Raw genomic sequence first — 20,072 nt, 5'->3', positions numbered from 1 at the left:
TTCGTAAACCGTCTGCGCATGTCGATTTTCGCAGAATGCGCGCTGTCCTTGCCCGATAAGGCCATGGCGAAGTCGACAAGCGAGACCCCGCCGCAGCTCGCATTTCTCTCCAAGCTCGTCGCCCGAGATAGCAATCTCGGGCGAACTCATCTTTTCACGTTGAACTACGACACCCTGTTCGAGCAGGCGCTGGAGTTGCTCGGCATCCAGTATTTCGATGGGTTCACCGGCCGCGCCGCAGCGCGGTTCGATCCCTCCGTCTACGGCCTTGACGTCTATTATCCGGGGGAAGTCGCCGAAGGCCGAGTCCGGCGCTTCGACAAGTTCCTGCATTTTTACAAGCTGCATGGGTCAATTCACTGGTTCGAGCAGGATGGCGAGATGCGGGCGCGGCACCCCGACCTCGCGCCGTTCCGAGCCTATGTGGACTTGAAGCCGGAGGAGAAGGCAGCCGCACTCGTTGATCTTGCCGAGGGAACCGCATCGGTCGGTATTCTGCCGACCGCGAATAAGTTCACGCAGACGCTGACGATGCCGTATGCGCATCTCTTCCGATCATTCCAAGTGCGCCTCGGCATCCCTCAGACGTTCCTGCTCGTCCTCGGCTACGGCTTCGGCGATGATCATGTCAGCCGAATCATCGAGAGTGCCTTGATGAACCCGTCGCTGGTTATGCTGGTGGTGGAGCCCAATCCGGAGAGCCCGGTCGTCGAGCGCATCCGGCGGTACAAGGATCTTGGCAAGCGCGCTTTCGTGTTGTGCCCGACCGACGCAGCCTTTGCGGCTGCCACGTTCAAGCACGCGACCTTTGATGATTTTGCGCGGTCGGCGATGCCCGACGTCCAATGGCTCGACGATTTCCTGCGTCTGCGTCGTTTTGAAAAGCAGATCGCCTCGTCTGCAATGCCCGCCGAACCTGATACGGGGGCTTGACCATGGATAATCCTCGACTTGTCGGCCACATCGTCGCTGTTCAGGGGTTTCGGGTGAAAGTCGAGCTTTTGCCCGAAACCCGCTCGGCGCTTCGCGCGACCCTTGACGGCGTCCAGGTCGCGATCGCCATCAACGCCTACCTGACATTTTCATTGGGGGCGGGCGAAACCGTCATCGGCATCATTACCGACCTCGAGGCGCGCGAGAGCTTCGACCCTGCAAGTGGCGACGACCTCAGCCTTGAGTTGATGAAGCCACGCCGGATCGCCAGCGTGCAGTTGCTGGGCACGATCGAGAACATTGATGACGACGCCTCCTTCAGCCCGGGCATATCCGTTCTGCCAACCCTCGATACCCCTGCTGAAATCGGATCGCCGGCCGTGCTGCGCGCTGTGTTCGAGCTTCCGCCGCGGCGCAATAGGCCAGAAGGCTATGATGACAAGGACTTCGACTACGACCTGAAAATCGGGTTTCCAACGGGCCAGACGCGCAATGTCGTGCGCGCCTCCTACAACGATCTGTTTTCGCGCCCTCTGGCGATCGTCGGCAACACCGGCTCGGGCAAGTCCTTTTCCGTTTCCAGCCTGATCCAGAAGGCGATGAAGGCGCTCGATGGTGCTGCCGAGGAGCCGCATGTCTTTATCCTCGACATTAATGGCGAGTATGAAAAGGCATTCCCAACAGGCAAGACTGTCACACGATTGCCCGATCGCATCTACCTCAACGGTGAAGAATTCGGCCTTCCACTCTGGTTTCTCAATGCTGAAGAGATCTGCGCTTGGTTGAGCGCTGCCGAACAAACGCAGGAGCCGGTCCTGAAGGACTGGTGGGCGATCGCGAAGGGCGGGAATGCTGATGAGGTTTCGAATCTTAATACATTCCAGAGTGCTTTAAGCTCGATCGAAAAGCTGCTTTCCGATCTCCAAAAGATACAACGGAAATCGGCTGGTTCATATTGCGATCTGATTATAGGCTATCTGGCGAATTCCGACATCGATACAGCCTCATTTGAGACTCTGTTCGCATCGCACAAAGCGATCACCGGTTTCAATCAAGAGGTCCTTGCGAATGCTGCTCAGATCGAAGCCGAGGCTCGAAAGCTCCAGGATGAAATCCGCGCAAAGATCATCGGCGGCAGCCATGTCGCCGAGACTGCCGCTCGGACAGCCGATTCACCGTTGCGCATCTCCCGTTCGACGTTGACAGATCCATCCCTGATCAATCGAGCGGTGTCCAAGGAAGATACCATAAGGGTCGATGCACACCTCACGACGTTGAAACTGAGGTTGAAGACGCGCCTCGACGATAAACGCTGGCATTCGTTTCTCAATTATGAAGACGCCGAAACCAGCATCCGAGATCTGGCATCGTGGTTTTCCCGTTTTGGTCTCGGCAATGCGGGCGGGCCTAAGGTGTCGGTGCTCGACTTATCCATGTTGGGGAACGAGATTCTCCCTTATGCTTGCGCCGTCATCGGGCGCGTACTCCTTGAGGCAAGGGAACGATTACCGGCGGCATCACGCTATAAGCATCCTTGGGTGCTCGTCCTGGAGGAGGCGCACAACTACGCGCGGCCGGCGCGATCGGACGAAGACCGCGGCCATCGCCTCGCACGTCTCGCCTATGAGCGTATCGCCAAGGAGGGACGGAAGTTTGGCCTCTCACTGATCATCGCCAGCCAGCGACCGAGCGAGATCAGCCAGACAATTATCAGCCAGTGTGCCAACTTCATCAGCCATCGTCTGCAGAACCCGGACGACATCGACCATTTCCGACGCATCATCCCGATGCAGGCGCGGCGTTTGCTCGATCAGGTGACGATTTTGTCGTCGGGCGAGGCGATCGTTTTCGGAAGCGCGTTCCATATCCCGGCGCGGGTTCAGTTCGATCGACCGGAGCCTGGCCCCTATAGCCAGACGGCAGCGCCGTACCACGAATGGTCGAAGGAAAGGGCTCCGTTTCCTCTGCGCCAAATCATTGATGCTTGGGGCGCATAGCTCAGAGGAGCCACCTGCCTCATGTCTCTCAAGCCATTCGACTCCCTTCTCGAGCCCGATCCCCGGTTCGCTGACCTCTATGTTATTGAGCAAGATGTCGCGCGTCGAATGACGCTTCGAGACCATCATGCCGGAATAATTGATGTCGGCTTGAAGGGTGCGGCACCCATAGAGGTTCAAAAGGCCTTCGACAGAGCGCGTAGCGTCATGCTTTACGCCTTTTTTGACTACGATCTCTTCGTGGTGAGAGAAATCCAAGCATTCGGAGCTTGCGAGCTGGCGCTCAAATTTCGTTTGAATGGGCATGGTGGAGACGCACGCGGCACGCTGCGCAATCTGGTCGATCGAGCACGCAAAACGGGCGCGTTGCCGCCAATGGTCGAGGGCGGCATGCTGATGGCCGATCCTGTCGAGGCGCTTATCGCATTACGTAATGGTCTGTCCCACGGCAGCGTTGAAATTCATTCCCCCAGCATGGCGCTGAAGATCCTGGCGGCTTGCGCCGACTGGATCTATTTCCTGTTCCCGAGCCTGCCTGAATGAATCCGGCTCTTCTGATGTGATGCTGCTAGGGGAAAGCCTTCCCCTGCGGCCGAGCCAGGTCTCGGCCGACCCCATCGAGCGGGGAGCCCCCCAGGCTGTGCCAAAACTCAACAACATGACCGCGATGCGGATCGCAGAAGGCTCCCGTCTTGCTCACCTTGCTGGGGTCAGTCGTTCGTAAGCGTCCGGTGATGCCCGTCATTGGGCTGCCTGAAGTTTCCATGGTAGGAGTTCGTTGATCCTGCTGATCGGGTGATCCGCGATCCGTGTGAGCACGTCTCGAAGATATCCCTCTGGCTCGACGCCATTGAGCTTGGCGGTTGCGATCAGCGACAGAATGCCGGCGGCACGTTCGCCGCCTTTGTCGGAGCCGGCGAACAGCCAATTTTTGCGACCAAGTGCGATCGGGCGGATCGACCTTTCTGCCGCATTGTTGTCGATCTCGATTGTGCCGTCGTCGATGAAGCGGTCAAGAGCCTGCCATCGGGTTGTGGCATAGCGGATCGCCTCAGCCGTGGAGGATTTGCGCGGCAACTGGCTGAGTTGAGCGTCGAACCAGCGCCGCAGAGCGTCAAAGCGTGGCCTGGTCTTCGCTTTTCGCTCCTTGAGCCGCCGATCAGATGGAGATCCGCGGATTTCGGCTTCGATATCGTAGAGATCGCCGATACGCCGCAAGGCCTCATCGGCGATCGGTGTCGGCCCCGAGGCCGTCAGATCAAAGAATTTGCGCCTAACATGGGCCATGCAAGCAGCTTCGGAGATCCGAGCCGGTTCGCCTGGCTTCTCGGACACATAGAGGTCTTTGAAGCCGGCATAGCCGTCGGCATGCAGCACGCCAGCGAAGTCTTTCAGATGCCGTTTGGGATGTTCGCCTTTGCGATCAGGGCTGTAAAAGTAACAAACCGCCGGTGGCGTCTCGTCGCCGTATGGGCGGCCGTCGCGTACATAGGCCCAGAGCCGGCCCGTCTTTGTCGCGCCTTTGCCTGGTTCCAGCACCGGAACAGGCGTGTCGTCACCATGCAGGCGATCGCCGGCAAACACATGGTCGCGCAGCGCCTGGACCAACGGTGCCAGTAAAGCATTCGCCTTGCCGACCCAATCCGCCATCGTCGAGCGGGCGATATCGACACCCTCGCGGGCATAGATCTCGGATTGGCGATAGAGCGGCAGATGATCGCAATATTTGGCGACCAACACGTGGGCGATGAGGCCCGGTCCTGGCTTGCCACGCTCGATTGGCGGCGCAGACATCGCGGCCTTGATCTCGGTGTCGCACCCTTTGCAGATAAGGCGCGGCAGCAAATGCCGGACCACCCTGAATGAAGCTGGGACGTAGTCCAGCACCTCGGTGACGGCCGTGCTCGCCTTCAGGAAGTCGGTGCCACCACAGGTCGGGCAGCTGCATGCCGCGATCTCGTGCAGAACCTCGTGGCGCGGCAGGTGGTCCGGCAAAGGCTGTCGGGACGGCTTGGCCCGCTCAGGCTCGCTCTCCTGAACCGGAGCCACGGACTCGAACGATGTCGTCTCAATGTCTTCCAGCGCCAGTTCGAGCTGCTCGATCGCCCGGTCGATCTTCTCGGAACTGGCCCCGAAGCGCGACCGGCGCAACAGCACCAATTGCGCCTTCAGCTTCTCGATCAACGTATCGCGCGACTGCAGCCGACGGGCCTGATCGGCAAGTTCCGCTGCTTGCGCAACGATGATCGCACGCAAAGCGTCGATGTCATCGGGCAGGTCGGCCGCAGCTTGCATCATCAGCGAATACTAGCTGATTTGCCGCCCTTAGGCCAGATTGAAGCTTATGGAATCATTCATGTTTATGCCGTTCTGATGGGCGGAGCCGACCATGACGGTCGACGCCAGTCGATGCCCTCCCAGAGCATGGAGAGCTGGGCGCTCGTCAGCCGCGCGGTGCCATCCGCCGCCGACGGCCAGGGAAAGCGGCCTTTATCCAGGACCTTGTAGAACAGGCAGAACCCTTGCCCATCCCAGAACAGAAGCTTGATCCTGTCACCGCGTTTGCCACGGAACGCAAAGACGGCACCAGACGTGGGCTTCTGCCGCAAATCGGCCTGTACCAGCGCGGCCAAGCCGTCGATGCCTTTGCGCATATCGATCGATCCGCATGCCAGATAAACCCGCACGGCCGAGCCGGGTCCGATCATGCGCCTTCCACCGAACGGATCAGCCTACATAAGATCTCGGCATCAAGCCCGGCCTCGACCTTCAGCACCCGGCCGCCCTTGCAACGAATCTCGATCCGACCGGAGCGCGCCGCAGCCGGCTTCTCGCGACCGGGCGGCGGCTCAGCGCGCAATTGTTCGACAGGCTCGGCACCAACAACAGTCACAGGCAGGAACATCGGCGCGGCTCGGTCGGCGCCTGCAGAAGATCGGAATTGCCGGCGCCATGCATAAATCTGTTGCGGTACAACATCGTGGCGACGGGCGATCGCCGACACGCCAAGTCCGCTCGATACCACTTCGTCCAGGATCGCCAGCTTCTGCTCATCCGACCAACCCCGACGCCGCTCGACCCCCGTCAAAATCTCAACCCGGCCCATCCCACACCTTCGTTACGTCGCTAAATACGGAATTAGTGACGTAACTTCAGCTGCATCGCCGAAATCACAAAGGGGAACTCACCGGACGCTTACAGTCGTTCCGAGCCGAAGGCGTTCACTGCGTGGAGGATGTTGAATGCTAGGATCGAGAGCGCTGCTTCTGCCTTCACTGCTCTGAGCCCTCGTGTGAGGAAGCGTCCGCCACCGGACATTCGCTTTATCGTTCCGAAGGGATGCTCGACAGTACATCGGCGCGTCACCATCAAGCTCGGATCGGCGTAGATTCGCGCCTCCATGCGATCAAGAGCGCTTTGATCGACAAGCCGGTGAATCGTCCGCTGATCGCCGGGCGTGCATCGGCTTTTCAGCGGACAGCCCATACAGGCGGACGTTCGGTATCGGATCGCGCGGTTACGCGTGTGCTTCCCGGATGGTTTCAATGTCTCGCCTGCGGGGCACCGGATCGTGTTGGAAAGCTCGTCGTAAGCAAACTGCGTTGGGCGAAAGAAATCGGCGCTCATGGCGCCCCGTTTGATCGGCGCCGCGACCTCCACATTGTCGCGTTCGCACTGCGCCACCTGGGCGTTGGAATATCCGCCATCGGCCAGGATCTTGAGCGTGTCGACCTCCAGCACTTCCATCGTCGCCATCGACATGGGGTGCAGAAGCTGACTGTCGTTCGCCTCGTTGGCTACATCGTGATGGATGATCAGCCCGCTATCTACATCGACGACGCTCTGCATGTTATAGCTAGGCATCTTGGGAGAGTGCCCGTAACCCATCGGCTTGGCGTCGGGTTCTCCGAAGACCAGCACCTTCTCGTCGCGATCTGCCAGCACCTGTTGCCGGCGAGTGAGGCGGTCCTTCCGGCGGTTCAGCGAGGTTATCGCGTTGGTGAACGCCTGCCGATGATTCGGCTGATCGTCGAAGCCCTGAGCCACCCCCTCATCCATGATGTCGAGGCGATCAAGGTAATAAGCGATCTCCTTCTCTGTATGCGCCATATCTCGGGCAAGGCGATCCGCGCCAGCGATGCTCTTCGAGCTCGCGACGGCGCGCATCTTTGTCCCGTCCAGCGCGACCAATCGACCGCTGATCAGCCCAACCTCACGGCAGAATTGGATGAAGGCGGCACTCGCCGCGACGATGGCTTCCGGATTGTCGTGCCGGAATGCCGCGATGGTTCGGTAGTCGGGGGCGAGTTGGCGAAGTAGCCAAAGAGCTTCCAGATCGCGGACGCACGCCCGTTCCAGATGGCGCGACGACCGGATTTGGTTGAGATAGCCCCAAATGTAGAGCCGAAGCATGTCGTCCGGATGATAACCGGGACGGCCAGTGGCCGCCGCGATGGTACGGCTGAAGCCCAGCTCAAACAGGTCCAGGCTGGCGACAAACACATCGACAACACGCACGAGCGCGTCGTGCGCGACATAGTCATCAACGCAAGCCGGGAGTAGGCTGACTTGGCCGCGATCTGTTCCTTTGATGAAACTCACAAGCACCTCTAGAATCAGATTCGACGATGTGCAGATTCTAAGAGTATTAGTGTTTTATGGACAGAATGATCTTCGTCTCTAGAACATAAAAACGAAGAAATTCATTTGGATGAGTGCTTTCGGAACCAAGAAGATCCCCCGGACGATCTCGGTGAGTGGAAAGCGGATTTTAGCCTCAGAGTGATTATTCGCCATCTCGGCTATTTCGGCGGGGCAAGAGCCTCTATAATCCTGCACTCTGCCACATTGCCGTGGTGGCACTGCCCGATAACAGAATCCAGCTCCAGGCGCAGGGCCTGGAGGTCGGCGATCTTCCGGTCTACCTCGCCTAGATGTTCGCGGGCGATTACGTCCACGGCCTCGCAGGAGCGTTCGCGATCCTCAGCAAGATCGAGCAGGGCGCGAATCTGTTCCAACGAGAAGCCGAGGTCCCGGGCGCGCCGGATGAAGCTCAGCCGCCCGAGATGGGCCTCGTCATAGGTCCGATAGTTCCCGGCACTGCGCGCAGGCGCTGGGAGCAGCCGTACCCGCTCGTACCAGCGGATCGTCTCCACCTTTGTGCCGGTTGCCTTCGCGAGCGCGCCGATATTCAAGAATTTTTCCGTGGCCATTCCCCTTGACCCTATAGTGACTACAGGGTCCATGTAGGGTGCTTCAGTCTCCGCCGCAATGGCTGGGGCTTGCCTGAAAAGAAAGGCGCGAGCGATGACGAACAACGAAACGACGATATCCGAGACCCCGCCGCGGGTAGCCCTGCGCTATCGGATCGAGGGTATGGATTGCTCCAGTTGCGCCCTGAAGATCGAGGACGCGGTCCAGCAGTTGGGCGGCGCTGAAGATATCCAGGTCAACTTCAAGATGCAGGTCCTGGGCTTCCGGCTTGACGAGGCGGCCACACCGCGGTCGACCGTCGAGGAAAAGATCCGCGGTCTCGGCTACGGCGTCGCCCCTCTGGCGTGAATCTGGCGAGGAGGGCAAGGCGATGGCTAACGGTGGAACGGTCGAACAAGACTCCGGGACCAGAGTCGTCCTGCGGTACAATGTCGAGGGCATGGACTGCCCGTCCTGCGCCTCGAAGATCGAGACGGCGGTCGGTCGCTTCGGGGGTGCCGAGGACATCCGGGTCAACTACCACGCCCAGGTGCTGGCCTTCCGGCTGGATGAGGCGGCCACACCCCGCACGGCTGTCGAGGAGCAGATCCGCAAGCTCGGTTACGGCGTAGCCCCAGTCGAGGCGCTGCGGGTGGCGGCCAGCGAACCCGGCGCGGCCATAGAGGACGAGGGGAGCGGCCGTGCCAGCCAAGCTTGGTGGAAGGGTGCCAAGGCCCGTCTGGCTGCTGTCATCGGCGCCCTGACGGTCGCAGGGTTCGCCGCCTCCCTCACCGTTCCCTCGCTGGGCCACTGGACTTATCTGCCGTCCGCTCTGCTCGGCCTCGCGTTCTTCGGCAGGAAGGCTATCGCTGCGGCGCGCGCTGGTTCACCCTTCTCCATCGAGATGCTGATGTCGATCGCGACGGTCGGCGCCATCGCCATCGGCGCGACGTCCGAGGCGGCTGTCGTGGTGTTCCTGTTCACCGTTGGCGAACTGCTCGAGGGCATCGCGGCTAGACGCGCGAGGGCGGGAATTGAGGCGCTCGGCGCCCTGGTGCCGAGGACGGCGCTGCGCGTCGAGGAAGGAATGGCGCGGGAGGTGCCCGCAGCCAGCCTGAAAATTGGCGATCTGGTCCTAGTCCGTCCAGGCGACCGCGTCTCGGCTGACGGTGAGGTAGCCGAGGGAGAGTCGGAGGTCGACGAAAGCCCGGTGACCGGCGAGTCGGTTCCGGTGGTTAAGACCGAGGGCGCCCCGGTCTTCGCGGGCAGCATCAACGCCTCCGGCGCGCTGCAGGTCCGCGTAACGAGGCCCGCTTCCGACAACACGATCGCCCGCATCATCCGCTTGGTCGAAGAGGCGCAGGAAGCCAAGGCGCCGACGGCGCGGTTCATCGAGCGCTTCTCCGCCATCTACACGCCAATCGCGGTCGTCGTTGCGGCGCTGGTCGCCGTCGCGCCGCCGCTTTTCCTTGGCGCGGATTGGGGCACCTGGATCTATCGCGGCCTGGCGCTGCTGCTGGTGGCCTGCCCCTGCGCCCTGGTTCTTTCGACGCCCGCGGCCATCGCCTCCGGACTGGCGGTCGGCACCCGGCGCGGCCTGCTCGTGAAGGGCGGCGGCGCCCTGGAGACTATCGGTCGGATCCGCGCCGTCGCCTTCGACAAGACCGGCACCCTGACCGAGGGGCGCCCGCGCGTGACCGACGTCCTCGCCCTCTCCGGCTCGGAGCGGACCATGCTCGGTCTCGCCGCCGCGGCGGAGAATGGGTCCAGCCATCCGCTCGGCCGCGCCATCCTTGATCGAGCGGACGCGGAGGGCATCCCGCTGCGCCCCGCCAAGGATTCGCGGGCCATTCCGGGCAAGGCCGTCGAGGCAGTCGTCACCGGCAAGAGGGTCGGTGTCGGCTCGCCCCGCTACGCCGCCGAGCAGGCGCGGATTCCGGATGAGGCGGACCGAATGATCGTGGAATGGGAGGACCAAGGAAAGACTGTGGTCGTCGTATCCTTGGACGGCGCGCCAATCGGGCTCATCGCCGTGCGAGACGAGCCGCGGGCTGACGCCGCCGCAGGCATCCGGGCGCTGGACGCCATGGGCATCCAATCCATCATGCTGACCGGCGACAACATCCGCACGGGACAGGCCATTGCCGCAACGCTTGGCCTCAAGGTGAAAGCGGGGCTGCTGCCCGAGGACAAGCTGCGCGAGATCGGCGCCCTCAGGGCGCAGGCGTCCGTGGCCATGGTCGGCGACGGCATCAACGATGCGCCCGCGCTCGCTGCCGCGTCGGTCGGGATCGCCATGGGCGGCGGGACTGATGTGGCGCTCGAGACCGCCGATGCTGCGCTGCTGAATAGCCGGGTTACGGACGTCGCCGCCCTGGTCGGGCTCTCGCGCGCCACCCTAGCCAACATTCATCAGAACGTCGCCATTGCTCTCGGCTTGAAGGCGGTCTTCCTCGTGACGACGGTGGTCGGCATCACCGGCCTCTGGCCCGCCGTTCTGGCCGACACCGGGGCGACCGTGCTGGTGACACTGAACGCGCTGCGGCTGCTCGGATACCGGTTCAAAGGAGCGGCTGCACATGGGTGAGGACGTGACCGAAGCGGCAGCCCTGCGGCCGTCCGGGTCTCGCCTTGTCTGGACGTGGGGAGCGGCCACCGCACTGCTTGCGTTCACACTGGACCAGGTGACGAAGTGGTGGGTGCTTACAGAGCTCATGGATCTACCCCGCGTCATCCCGGTCACCTCGTACTTCAACCTGGTGTTGGGGTGGAACCGCGGCGTCAGCTTCGGCCTGCTGTCCGCGGACCATCCGGCCATGCCTTGGCTGCTGGCCTCACTGGCCCTCGCGGTCATCGTGGGCCTCGTCGTCTGGATGACGCGCGCTCAGCGCCCCGGAACGACTGCCGCGGTCGGGTTCATCGCCGGGGGCGCGCTGGGAAACGTCGTGGATCGCCTGCGGCATGGCGCCGTGACGGACTTCCTGGACTTCCACGTCGCAGGCTACCACTGGCCCTCTTTCAATCTCGCCGACAGCGCCATCTTCGCCGGCGTCGCGCTGCTGCTTCTGGTCGGCGGGAGGGGCGAACCTGCGCGCGCCAGGCTCCACGCTTCGTCCTGAGTGCCGAGTTGTGAACCCCCTCCTTAGATGTGAGCCTCCTGACCGCCTTCACGGCGAGGAATGATGGCCGTCGGCCTCGTTCCTATCGCCATGCGTTTGGCCATTCGCACCCGGACACACGTCCTAAATCGCCCGGCGGTCCGGCTGGCGTCGAAGACCGTCCAAAGCTTCCGGCCGTAATGCGGACCTCAAGTCTGGCCACCTGCTCCAGCCAACTAGGGCCTGTGGGGATTCACAAAGCGTTTGGATTGTGATTCACGCTTCTGATGGATCGATATGTGCTGAGCGACGCCCAATGGGCGAAGATGGAACCGCATTGTCTGGGCAAGCCGACGGACCCTGGGCGCAGTGGCGGCGACAATCGTCGGTTTATCGAGGCGGTGCTCTGGATCGCGCGGACCGGCAGTCCGTGGCGCGATCTGCCGGCTGTGTTCGGCAACTGGAGCACGGCGTTCCGGCGCTACAGCGACTGGCGCAAAGCCGATGTTTTCGTGAGGCTTTTCGAGGCCTGCTCGGACGAGCCCGACATGGAGTACGCCATGGTGGATGCAACGATCGTCAAGGTCCACCGTCACGGACAGGGCGCAAAAGGGGGTCTCAGAGCCAGGCCATAGGACGCTCCAAGGGCGGCATGACGACCAAGATCCTCGCGCTGACCGATGCGCTCGGCAACCTTGTGCGCTTCGAGCTGCTGCCGGGACACCGGTTCGATACCGTCGGCGTCGAGCCGCTGCTCGGCGGGATCGAGTTCGGCGGCCTGATCGCCGACAAGGCTTTCGACAGCAACGCCATCATCGCCGATCTTGACGCACGCGGTGCCAAGATGGTCATCTCGCAGCATTCACGGCGCGCCAAGCCGCGGCCGCTCGACCGCGAACTCTACAAATGGCGTCACCTCATCGAGAACTTCTTCTGCAAACTCAAGGAGTTCAAGCGCATCGCCATGCGCGCCGACAAAACTGATCAGAGCTTCTCTGCAATGATCTACCTCGCCGCTGCCGTCATCAATTCGCGATGAATCCCCACAGGCCCTAATCCGTTTGGGTTTTCGCACAGCCTGCCCCGCAACGCCCCTCAAGAGTGAGAGGGTGGACCGGTTTTCCGTGACGGGTTGACTGCCGGGAGAGAGGCTGCCGGCGCCCGTCATGGAGAACGATCCCATGAACGAACAGGTTCTGGACGCCCGCGGTGATCCGAGCGGCGGGTATAAGGTGGATGTCAATCGCGGCGAGCGCGTCGGCCGCGTGTCGTCGGAGTGGTTCTCCCGGCCGGTGGACGAGCGCTATCTGTCCCTGTCTGAGCTGTATGGCGCGGTGCGCGGCCGGTCCGACCGGAGCCGGACGCGCACTGTGGAGAGCGCGGCTATTCGCGTCGAAGCGAGCCGAGAGGTGCCGGACCGGCTGACGCTCGCGCTGCCTGGCAGGGAGGCACCTGTTGCCCCGACGCACTGGAGCTTCAGCCAGCTTGCGAGCCTGATCGGGGCCCCGGCGTCCTATCTGCGCCAGCTTCCTGCGCCGCTCGCCGGCATCAACCTGCAGCACGGCCTGCTGACGCACCGCGCCGAGCAGGTGAAGACGCTGGAGGTGGAGGATGGCCGCGTCGAGCTGCGGGCCGTGACCGGGCCCGACTATGGCCGCATATACGACCATGAGCTTGTGGATGCGGTGCGTCGCATTGCTGGTAATGGCGCCGGCGACACCCGCTGGAAGGTGCCCGGCGTGCTCGACTGGTCGACCGGCATCTACAATCCCCGCGTCGACATCACCAAGGATACCACCACCCTCTATGCCTCGGACCGGGACGTCTTCCTATTCCTGGTGGACGATCTCAACCCCATCGAGGCCGGGCGGTTGCCGGACGACTCGCCTGACCTGTTCTTCCGCGGCTTCTATTGCTGGAACTCGGAGGTGGGCGCCAAGACGCTGGGGATCGCCAGCTTCTATCTGCGGGCGGTCTGCCAGAACCGCAACCTCTGGGGTGTGGAGGATTTCGAGGAGATCACCATTCGCCACTCGAAGTATGCCGCCTCGCGCTTCGCCCATCAGGCGGCGCCAGCTCTGGAGCGCTTCGCCAACTCCTCCCCCATGCCCTTCGTCAACGGCATCAAGGCGGCCCGCGAGCGCATCGTGGCGCGCACCGACGAGGACCGTACAGAGTTCCTGCGCCGCAAGGGGTTCTCCAAGGCCGAGACGCAGAAAGTGATCGAGACCGTGCTCGCCGAAGAAGGCCGCAAGCCCGAGAGCATCTTCGACTTCGTCCAAGGCATCACGGCTGTGGCCCGGGACAAGCCGCACCAGGATGCCCGCCTCGATCTGGAGGCGCGGGCGAAGAAGCTCCTCGACCGCGCCGCCTGAGATCCACAAAGCCGGAGATGCGGAACGCCGTGTCTCCGGCTTTGTGTGGTGCCGGCTTTCCGGATCGTCGGTTCTGCGGCGCCGTCCTCAGAGGCAGAGGGCGGCGCCGTGCTTCGTGACGTGTTGGAGGCCAGAGAGAGGATCTCCGGCCGCCCGTCGCGGAGAAATATCCCATGGCCACGGCCGTTCAGAAGATCACCCTCTCCTCGTCCCGCGATATCCCCTTCAACAAGCTGGTGCTCAGCCAGTCCAACGTCCGCCGGGTGAAGGCCGGTGTCTCCATCGAGGAACTCGCCGAGGATATTGCCCGGCGCGGCCTGCTCCAGGGCCTCAACGTTCGCGCTGTTATTGACGCCGATGGCGTCGAAACCGGCATGTATGAGATCCCAGCCGGCGGGCGGCGCTATCGGGCGCTGGAGCTGCTGGTGAAGCGCAAGCGCCTCGCCAAGACTGCGCCCGTGCCCTGCATCGTGCGCGAAGGCGGTATCGCCGAGGAGGATTCGCTCGCAGAGAATGTCCAGCGCGCACCGCTGCATCCCCTCGATCAGTTCCGCGCCTTCCTCGCTCTGCGGGAGAAGGGCCAGTCCGAGGAGGAGATCGCGGCCGCCTTCTTCGTCTCGGTCGCCGTGGTGAAGCAGCGGTTGAAGCTCGCCTCCGTCTCGCCGAAGCTCCTCGATGTGTACGCCGAGGACGGCCTCACTCTCGATCAGCTCATGGCCTTCACCGTCTCCGGTGACCATGAGCGGCAGGAGCAGGTGCTGGAGCGTCTCGCCCAGACCTACGACAAGCAGCCCTATGCCATCCGACGCATGCTGACCGAAGGCGCAGTCCGGGCATCCGACAAGCGAGTCCAGTTCATCGGCATCGAGGCCTATGAGACGGTCGGCGGCACCGTGTTGCGCGACCTGTTCCAGGGTGATGACGGTGGCTGGCTGCAGGATGTGCCCCTCGTCGACCGGATGGTGGCGGAGAAGCTCGCCGTCGAGGCCGACATGATCCGGAGCGAAGGCTGGAAGTGGATCGAGGTGGCGCCGGACTTCGCCTATGGCCACACCTACGGCCTGCGCCAGCTGCGGGGCGAACCCACGCCGCTGACCGAAGAGGAGGAAGCTGCGCGGGAGGTCGCCCAGGCGGAGTACGATCGCCTCTCCGAAGAGCACGCCGATGCCGACGAGCTTCCCGAAGGGGTCGACGCGCGGCTCGGGGAACTCGAGGCGATGCTGGAGGCCTTCGAGACGCGGCCCCTCGTGTTCGATCCAGCGGAGATTGTCCGGGCCGGAGCCTTCGTCAGCATCGCACTGCATGGAAAGCTGCGGGTGGAACGGGGTTTTGTCCGCCCGGAGGACGAGGTGCCGGTCGAAGAGGACCATGACCCTTCCATCGAGACCGATGGTGACACATATGCGCCTTCGGGACCTCGCGAGGAGGCAGCATCGTCCGCTGCTCGTGCTGAGCCCGAGGAAGAAGACGGCCTCACCCCCATCTCCGACCGGCTGCTCACCGAGCTGACCACCCACCGCACCCTCGGCCTGCGCCATGTTCTGGGCGAACAGCCCGATGTCGCCTTCCTCGCCGCGGTCCATGCCCTGACGCTGAAGGCCTTCTACGCCTACGGCTCGGACAGCTGCCTTGAGCTCGATCTCAAGAGTGTTTCGTTCAATGCCCAGGCGCCGGACCTCAACGATAGCGTCTCGGCTGAGGCTATCCGTGTCCGGCATGAGAGCTGGGCCAAGGCACTCCCCAAGGAGTCGGGCTTGCTCTGGGACACCTTGAGCGGGTGGGACCGTGACAGCCAGGCTGCACTGTTCGCCCATGTGGTGAGTCTCTCGGTCAATGTGGTGCATGAGGCCTGGAACCGCCGTCCCCGCGCCTTCGCCCATGCCGACCGGTTGGCGCAGGCGGTAGGGCTCGACATGGCGGCGGCCGGATGGAAGCCCACGGTGGACACCTTCCTCGGCAGGGTCACCAAGGCCCGCATCCTGCAGGCGGTGACCGAGGCGAAGGGGGAACGTGCAGCCGAGCGGATCGCCCACCTCAAGAAGGGCGACATGGCGCGGGAGGCTGAAACCCTCCTCGCCGACAGCGGCTGGCTCCCGGAACCGCTGCGGACCCAGCCCTCCAACACCGCCGGCGAAGAGACGGCGGAGACTGACGGCGAAACGGCCATGGCCGACAGCGAGGACCTCGCCGACACTGAGGAGCCCGAAGCGATCTCCTCCTCGATCGCTGCCGAATAATCCTCCCGGGCAACCTGGCCCGCCGCCCGTCGCCTCGCGCTCCCCCTGTCGCGTGGCCCGGACGGCGGGCCTTTCTCTTGGAGCGTTCCCATGACGGATGCTGCGCACGATCTCGCCCGGCAGTTGGGGCGGCAGGCGGAGGCAATCTGCCGACATTATCTCTCGGCCGGCCGGCGACAGGGGCACTATTGGCAGGTGGGCGATGTCCGCAATTCGCCCGGCCGCTCCATGTTCGTGCGGTTGCGAGACAGTGCGAAAGGCCCCGCCGGCAAATGGACCGATGCAGCGACGGGGGAGCACGGTGATCTCCTCGACGTGATCCGCGAAAGCCGGGGCCTGTCCCACTTCTCCGAAGTGGCTGCAGAGGCCGAAATGTTTCTGCGCCTTCCACCAATCTCACGAGAAGCGGAAGCTCCCCATGGCGGAAAGCAATGTTCCTCACGTGACACTGTCACCTCGGCACGTCGTCTCTTCGCCGCCGCACAGTCGATTCCGGGCACAATCGTGGAGAAGTATCTGCGGAACCGCGGCATCACGGCTCTGCACGAAACCGGAAGTCTCCGCTTTCACCCGCGCTGCTATTACCGCCCGGATCCACGCGAACCCATTCAACCCCTGCCGGCCATGATTGCCGCCGTCACCGATCTCAGGGGACGGATCACGGGCATCCACCGGACATGGCTCGCTCCCGATGGGTCCGACAAAGCGAGCATCGCCACGCCACGAAGGGCCATGGGCCACCTGCTGGAGCATGCCGTTCGCTTCGGTAGGCCTGACGACGTTCTAGCCGCCAGTGAGGGCATCGAGACCACCCTCTCCGTGCGCACGGCGCTGCCCAACCTCCCCATGGCAGCGGCGCTCTCGGCCGCACACCTTGCCGTCATCGCTTTCCCACCTGGCTTGCGGCGGCTCTACATCGTCCGCGACAACGATCCTGCCGGCGTCACAGCACGAGACAGCTTAACCGCACGAGCGAACTCCGCCAGGGTCGAGGCCATCGTGCTCTCGCCAACGCTCGGCGACTTCAACGAGGATCTGCGCGCCTTTGGCGTTGACGCCTTGCGGGCGCGACTCCGATGCCATCTTGCTCCCGAGGATGTCAGCCGCTTCATGGCGTTGAGCCCGTGACCTGGAGGAACTGGGAGCGGGGATACGCTAACGCCACGCTCAGAGGCTCACACCGTCGACAGAGGATCCGCAGCCAGGCCTTCCAGAGGGCGATCGGCCAGCAGTCGCGCCGTCCCGGCAATGGCTACGGCCGACGATTTTCCGGCGCCGGTGTTTCCCCACGACGCAGGCGTCGCGGGTCCCCTGCCACCGCCTTTCCATCGCGAAACAAAATCGCCGGCCTCCGCCATCCTCCGCTCACGCTCCGGCCCCGCGCTTCCCGCGGGGTGCAGGTCCGACCCGCCCGCCGGCTTCGTCGCCATGAAGGCCGCAAGGCTGCGGTCCAACCGACGGAGCCTCCCATGAGCACCGAGCACGACGAACCCCACGCCTCTTCTCCCACCGATCACCTGCTGCAGGAACTTCAGCTCTACGGATATCGTCCCTTCGAGGACGAGCCTAATCCCCGGCCGCTTCCCGAGGCCGACCGCATCACCGGCGCCATCGCAGACATCTTCGATGCGCTGATCGCGACGCTGCAGGATACCCTCCTCGAGCCGGATCTATCCGATCTCCTGTGGTCGACTGTCCATCTCTTCCACCGTGCCGCCGGCCGCATCTCCGGTACCCTCGACGACAATGAGCAGGGCCAGCGCCGCAGCCAGCAGGAGCAGGACGGCAGCGAGGTGCGCTCGGTGGAACTGGAACGCCTCATCGCCGAGGGGCAGAGCCTCGTGGAGCGCCGCGATGCCTTCGAGCTGATGCGCGACGAAGCCGCCGATGCCTTCGAGCGCCACACCGGCTCAGCCTGGCGCCCGCGCACCGGATCCATGGTGAACCATCGACACCTCACTGCGGCCCTCATCGACAGCCGCGATTTCCTCGCCGCCCGAAGGCGTTCGGAGACCGAGGTGGTGATGCCCGCCGGACCCAAGATCGCCTTCTCCGGCGGCGACACGGTGGACCACAAGCTGATCTGGACCAAGCTCGACCAGGTCCACGCCAAGCACCCGGACATGGTGCTGCTGCACGGCGGTTCGCCGAAGGGTGCCGAAAGGATCGCCGCCTGCTGGGCCGATGCCCGTAAGGTGCCGCAGGTGGCCTTCAAGCCCGATTGGACCCGGCACGCCAAGGCGGCTCCCTTCAAGCGCAACGACCAGATGCTCTCGGTCATGCCCATTGGGGTCATCATCTTCCCCGGCACGGGCATCCAGGACAATCTCGCCGACAAGGCCCGCAAGCTCGGCGTCCCGGTCTACCGCTTCGGGGTGGGTGGCGCATGAGCGCTGCCCTTCCTCCACCTTCGGAATCGTATTTCACGAGCCCTGAACGTTTCTCATGAAAGTGCTGGCTCCGTTATCGATTTTTACCAGACAGACGAGCAGGACCTGTACTCATCAGACGTGTAGCTGAACAAAGCCGCCAGAGCCTGCTTATGCAGGGAGACGGCCGCACCTGCCGATCTTCGAGCGACGATCCACCCCCGCTTTTTTAGCGCTGATCCTTGGTCCGACCGAGGGCTTGACGCCATCAACCCGCAAGGGGTCGGCTACGCATAGCGTGCCGCCGCTCCGCTTCGCCTGCGCGGTGATTGCGGCCCTCGGCCGGACCCGTCGGGCGCCTGTCAGCGGGGGATGGTCCTCCGCTTCGAGCAGGAGCCGGACCCCATGTCCTCCAACGATGCACAGGCTTTCGCCCTCAGCCTCGCCAAGACCCTGATGGTCGTCATCGTGATCTTCCGCGCCGGAGATGGCAGCCTGTCGGTCGTACCGGCCGACGAATTCGACGGTGATGCCTCGCAGATCGTTCGGGAAATCGACCCCTTCGCCAGATAGCGGAGGTGTACGCATGACGTGCCGGGTATCTCCCTTGCTGGGATTCCGGCATCCATCTTCCCTTGCTATGCTGGTGATCGCGCCGCGGTGGTGGTGGAAGGCGCAACTGTCAGAGCTTTCCTCACGGAGACACCACCATGATCTTCCTCGGCATCCCGCTCGGTCTCGCCGCCATCGTATTATTCTGCTGGCTGCTGTTTACGCTCGCCGTCTTCGTGCTGCCGTTCTTCGCTGCCGTCAGCGCCGGCACTTGGGCATACAATACCGGAGCGGGCTGGCTCGGTGCGATCGTCTTTGGCCTGATCGCCGGGGGCGTCACGCTCGGCATCGGCCAGGTTCTGCTCGTGATCGTTCGTCCGATGTGGGCGCGGTTCCTCGTTGCGCTCGTCTTCGTCGCCCCCGCCGTCTTCGCCGGCTATCACGCCACCCATGGTATCGCGAAGCTCGCCATGTCGTCCGAGACGTGGCAGATCGTCTTCTCGATCATCGGCGCTGTTGCCATCGGCATCACGACGCTGTTGCGGGTCGCGAGCATAGCGCCTGGCGGTCAGTCGCGGACCAGTGCATGGTGGGAGCGATCTTGGCCGGTTGTAACCTTGGCTGCGGAAGCACACGGAGCCGGCCCGGAACGGGGGACGTGAAGCCGAAGAGGATCAGGCCGGTCTTCCGTGAGGTTGCGGCGGGTCGCCATAATCCCCGTTCGGTATCCGTCGGTCGACCGCTCCAAACGGCCTCTCCAATGGGCGGATCTGGCCCAAGGACGGCTGCGCCTCGACCGCCTCTGCCGCAACGGCGCATCATGACTTTCGTCCCCTGCCGGCTGAAGCCGTCATTCCTCGCGAGGCAAGAAAGTCCCTCTCGCGCCATCCTCCGCTGCGCTCCGGTCGCAATTCTCACCCCATCGCGCGAGCGCGACGGGGACCCCGAGGCGATGCGGCGTCGGTCGCCTCCGGCCTTCCGATCGCCATCGAGTCCGCAATGGTGCGGGCTCGGAAACGGAAGACGGGAGATTTACCATGGCCACCATCGGCACCTTCAAGAAGACCGGCGCGAACGAGTTCACCGGCGAGATCGTCACCCTCAGCGTCCAGGCCAAGGGCGTGCGCATCGTCCCCGACCTGCGGACCAACGGTGAGAACGCCCCCAGCCACCGGGTCCTGGTGGGCCGCATCGATTATGCGGAGAGCGGGATTATGCAGAGCGCCGGCCTGTAAGGTCTGTGTTGCCGCCGGTTTCGGCGGGGGTTCTGCTCCGCATAATTGCGGGCTGGAAGGTGGGCGCCCCGCGGGAAGCGGAG

At 63.4% G+C, this 20,072-nt stretch carries 18 protein-coding genes and 1 pseudogene; 14 read left to right on the top strand and 5 right to left on the bottom strand.

The genetic code is table 11. The annotated features are described in order from the left end of the window. Nucleotides 1-18: 18 nt before the first annotated feature. From FBQ73_RS04825 to FBQ73_RS04815, 3 genes are read left to right on the top strand one after another with little or no spacing between them, the layout of a single operon-like run. Nucleotides 19-933, top strand: coding sequence for an SIR2 family protein (locus FBQ73_RS04825; RefSeq protein WP_246089573.1), 915 nt, complete (start codon nt 19-21; stop codon nt 931-933). 2 nt (nt 934-935) lie between these two features. Further along, nucleotides 936-2,930, top strand: coding sequence for an ATP-binding protein (locus FBQ73_RS04820; RefSeq protein ID WP_138398381.1), 1,995 nt, complete (start codon nt 936-938; stop codon nt 2,928-2,930). Nucleotides 2,931-2,951: 21 nt separating this feature from the next. After that, on the top strand, nt 2,952-3,473 hold the full coding sequence (locus FBQ73_RS04815) for a hypothetical protein (RefSeq protein WP_138398380.1): 522 nt from the start codon (nt 2,952-2,954) through the stop codon (nt 3,471-3,473). A gap of 198 nt (nt 3,474-3,671) precedes the next feature. Here FBQ73_RS04815 and tnpC read toward each other — a convergent pair whose 3' ends face one another. The 5 genes from tnpC to FBQ73_RS04790 all read right to left on the bottom strand — a co-directional run bounded on the left by tnpC (nt 3,672) and on the right by FBQ73_RS04790 (nt 8,143). Next, nucleotides 3,672-5,228: an IS66 family transposase gene (tnpC, locus tag FBQ73_RS04810; RefSeq protein ID WP_138398379.1), complete on the bottom strand. Its 1,557-nt coding sequence runs from the start codon at nt 5,226-5,228 to the stop codon at nt 3,672-3,674. 62 nt (nt 5,229-5,290) lie between these two features. Continuing rightward, nucleotides 5,291-5,638: an IS66 family insertion sequence element accessory protein TnpB gene (gene tnpB / locus FBQ73_RS04805; RefSeq protein WP_138398378.1), complete on the bottom strand. Its 348-nt coding sequence runs from the start codon at nt 5,636-5,638 to the stop codon at nt 5,291-5,293. After that, nucleotides 5,635-6,036 carry an IS66-like element accessory protein TnpA gene (gene tnpA, locus FBQ73_RS04800; protein WP_138398377.1) on the bottom strand — a complete coding sequence of 134 codons (402 nt, stop codon included), beginning with the start codon at nt 6,034-6,036 and terminating at the stop codon, nt 5,635-5,637. The genes tnpB and tnpA overlap by 4 nt, the downstream gene beginning before the upstream one ends. Nucleotides 6,037-6,125: 89 nt before the next feature. Next, entirely contained in the window at nt 6,126-7,532 is a 1,407-nt protein-coding gene (locus FBQ73_RS04795; protein WP_138398376.1) for an IS1182 family transposase, read from the bottom strand. 200 nt (nt 7,533-7,732) lie between these two features. Then, complete coding sequence (locus tag FBQ73_RS04790) at nt 7,733-8,143, bottom strand: MerR family transcriptional regulator (RefSeq protein ID WP_138398375.1); 411 nt, start codon at nt 8,141-8,143, stop codon at nt 7,733-7,735. A 94-nt stretch (nt 8,144-8,237) separates the two neighbouring features. On the opposite strand from FBQ73_RS04790, the gene FBQ73_RS04785 reads away from it, so the two are divergent. From FBQ73_RS04785 to FBQ73_RS04740, 11 genes and pseudogenes are all read left to right on the top strand, one after another. After that, nucleotides 8,238-8,492 carry a heavy-metal-associated domain-containing protein gene (locus FBQ73_RS04785; RefSeq protein WP_210236668.1) on the top strand — a complete coding sequence of 85 codons (255 nt, stop codon included), beginning with the start codon at nt 8,238-8,240 and terminating at the stop codon, nt 8,490-8,492. A gap of 22 nt (nt 8,493-8,514) precedes the next feature. Beyond that, on the top strand, nt 8,515-10,710 hold the full coding sequence (locus FBQ73_RS04780) for a heavy metal translocating P-type ATPase (protein WP_138398374.1): 2,196 nt from the start codon (nt 8,515-8,517) through the stop codon (nt 10,708-10,710). Then, entirely contained in the window at nt 10,703-11,242 is a 540-nt protein-coding gene (lspA, locus tag FBQ73_RS04775) for a signal peptidase II (RefSeq protein WP_138398373.1), read from the top strand. The genes FBQ73_RS04780 and lspA overlap by 8 nt, the downstream gene beginning before the upstream one ends. A 266-nt stretch (nt 11,243-11,508) precedes the next feature. Further along, nucleotides 11,509-12,260 (top strand): IS5 family transposase gene (locus FBQ73_RS04770; protein ID WP_138398372.1). Its coding sequence is split into 2 segments (ribosomal slippage): nt 11,509-11,839 and nt 11,839-12,260, totalling 753 coding nucleotides; the frame shifts between segments, so codons are not numbered across the junction. 142 nt (nt 12,261-12,402) lie between these two features. After that, a complete protein-coding gene (locus tag FBQ73_RS04765; protein WP_138398371.1) occupies nt 12,403-13,596 on the top strand; it encodes a DUF932 domain-containing protein in 1,194 nt (397 codons plus the stop codon). A 173-nt stretch (nt 13,597-13,769) separates the two neighbouring features. Continuing rightward, entirely contained in the window at nt 13,770-15,833 is a 2,064-nt protein-coding gene (locus FBQ73_RS04760) for a ParB/RepB/Spo0J family partition protein (RefSeq protein ID WP_138398370.1), read from the top strand. 90 nt (nt 15,834-15,923) lie between these two features. Then, complete coding sequence (locus FBQ73_RS04755) at nt 15,924-16,961, top strand: DUF7146 domain-containing protein (RefSeq protein ID WP_138398369.1); 1,038 nt, start codon at nt 15,924-15,926, stop codon at nt 16,959-16,961. A gap of 341 nt (nt 16,962-17,302) precedes the next feature. After that, nucleotides 17,303-18,223, top strand: a complete 921-nt coding sequence (locus FBQ73_RS04750; RefSeq protein ID WP_138398368.1) for a DUF2493 domain-containing protein — start codon at nt 17,303-17,305, stop codon at nt 18,221-18,223. Nucleotides 18,224-18,607: 384 nt separating this feature from the next. Further along, nucleotides 18,608-18,775 carry a hypothetical protein gene (locus FBQ73_RS22675; RefSeq protein ID WP_170218748.1) on the top strand — a complete coding sequence of 56 codons (168 nt, stop codon included), beginning with the start codon at nt 18,608-18,610 and terminating at the stop codon, nt 18,773-18,775. A gap of 137 nt (nt 18,776-18,912) precedes the next feature. Continuing rightward, entirely contained in the window at nt 18,913-19,416 is a 504-nt protein-coding gene (locus FBQ73_RS04745; RefSeq protein WP_246089572.1) for a hypothetical protein, read from the top strand. Nucleotides 19,417-19,791: 375 nt separating this feature from the next. Further along, nucleotides 19,792-19,950, top strand: a pseudogene (locus FBQ73_RS04740) (DUF736 family protein); the annotation flags it as partial. Between the last annotated feature and the right edge of the window lie 122 nt (nt 19,951-20,072).

Source organism: Xanthobacter autotrophicus, from assembly GCF_005871085.1.
GTDB classification, from domain to species: Bacteria; Pseudomonadota; Alphaproteobacteria; order Rhizobiales; family Xanthobacteraceae; genus Xanthobacter; species Xanthobacter autotrophicus.
The sequence above is the reverse complement of the archived record's forward strand: the minus strand, read 5'-3'. Positions and strand labels throughout refer to the sequence as shown.

Excerpts from the sequence above, each read along its gene's own strand:
- FBQ73_RS04765 (WP_138398371.1), top strand. The coding sequence starts at position 12,403 with ATGAACGAACAGGTTCTGGACGCCCGCGGTGATCCGAGCGGCGGGTAT.
- FBQ73_RS04745 (WP_246089572.1), top strand. The coding sequence starts at position 18,913 with ATGATCTTCCTCGGCATCCCGCTCGGTCTCGCCGCCATCGTATTATTC.
- FBQ73_RS04815 (WP_138398380.1), top strand. The coding sequence starts at position 2,952 with ATGTCTCTCAAGCCATTCGACTCCCTTCTCGAGCCCGATCCCCGGTTC.
- FBQ73_RS04750 (WP_138398368.1), top strand. The coding sequence starts at position 17,303 with ATGAGCACCGAGCACGACGAACCCCACGCCTCTTCTCCCACCGATCAC.
- FBQ73_RS04755 (WP_138398369.1), top strand. The coding sequence starts at position 15,924 with ATGACGGATGCTGCGCACGATCTCGCCCGGCAGTTGGGGCGGCAGGCG.
- FBQ73_RS04780 (WP_138398374.1), top strand. The coding sequence starts at position 8,515 with ATGGCTAACGGTGGAACGGTCGAACAAGACTCCGGGACCAGAGTCGTC.
- lspA (WP_138398373.1), top strand. The coding sequence starts at position 10,703 with ATGGGTGAGGACGTGACCGAAGCGGCAGCCCTGCGGCCGTCCGGGTCT.
- FBQ73_RS04820 (WP_138398381.1), top strand. The coding sequence starts at position 936 with ATGGATAATCCTCGACTTGTCGGCCACATCGTCGCTGTTCAGGGGTTT.
- tnpC (WP_138398379.1), bottom strand. The coding sequence starts at position 5,228 with ATGATGCAAGCTGCGGCCGACCTGCCCGATGACATCGACGCTTTGCGT.
- tnpB (WP_138398378.1), bottom strand. The coding sequence starts at position 5,638 with ATGATCGGACCCGGCTCGGCCGTGCGGGTTTATCTGGCATGCGGATCG.
- tnpA (WP_138398377.1), bottom strand. The coding sequence starts at position 6,036 with ATGGGCCGGGTTGAGATTTTGACGGGGGTCGAGCGGCGTCGGGGTTGG.
- FBQ73_RS04825 (WP_246089573.1), top strand. The coding sequence starts at position 19 with ATGTCGATTTTCGCAGAATGCGCGCTGTCCTTGCCCGATAAGGCCATG.
- FBQ73_RS04760 (WP_138398370.1), top strand. The coding sequence starts at position 13,770 with ATGGCCACGGCCGTTCAGAAGATCACCCTCTCCTCGTCCCGCGATATC.
- FBQ73_RS04785 (WP_210236668.1), top strand. The coding sequence starts at position 8,238 with ATGACGAACAACGAAACGACGATATCCGAGACCCCGCCGCGGGTAGCC.
- FBQ73_RS22675 (WP_170218748.1), top strand. The coding sequence starts at position 18,608 with ATGTCCTCCAACGATGCACAGGCTTTCGCCCTCAGCCTCGCCAAGACC.
- FBQ73_RS04790 (WP_138398375.1), bottom strand. The coding sequence starts at position 8,143 with ATGGCCACGGAAAAATTCTTGAATATCGGCGCGCTCGCGAAGGCAACC.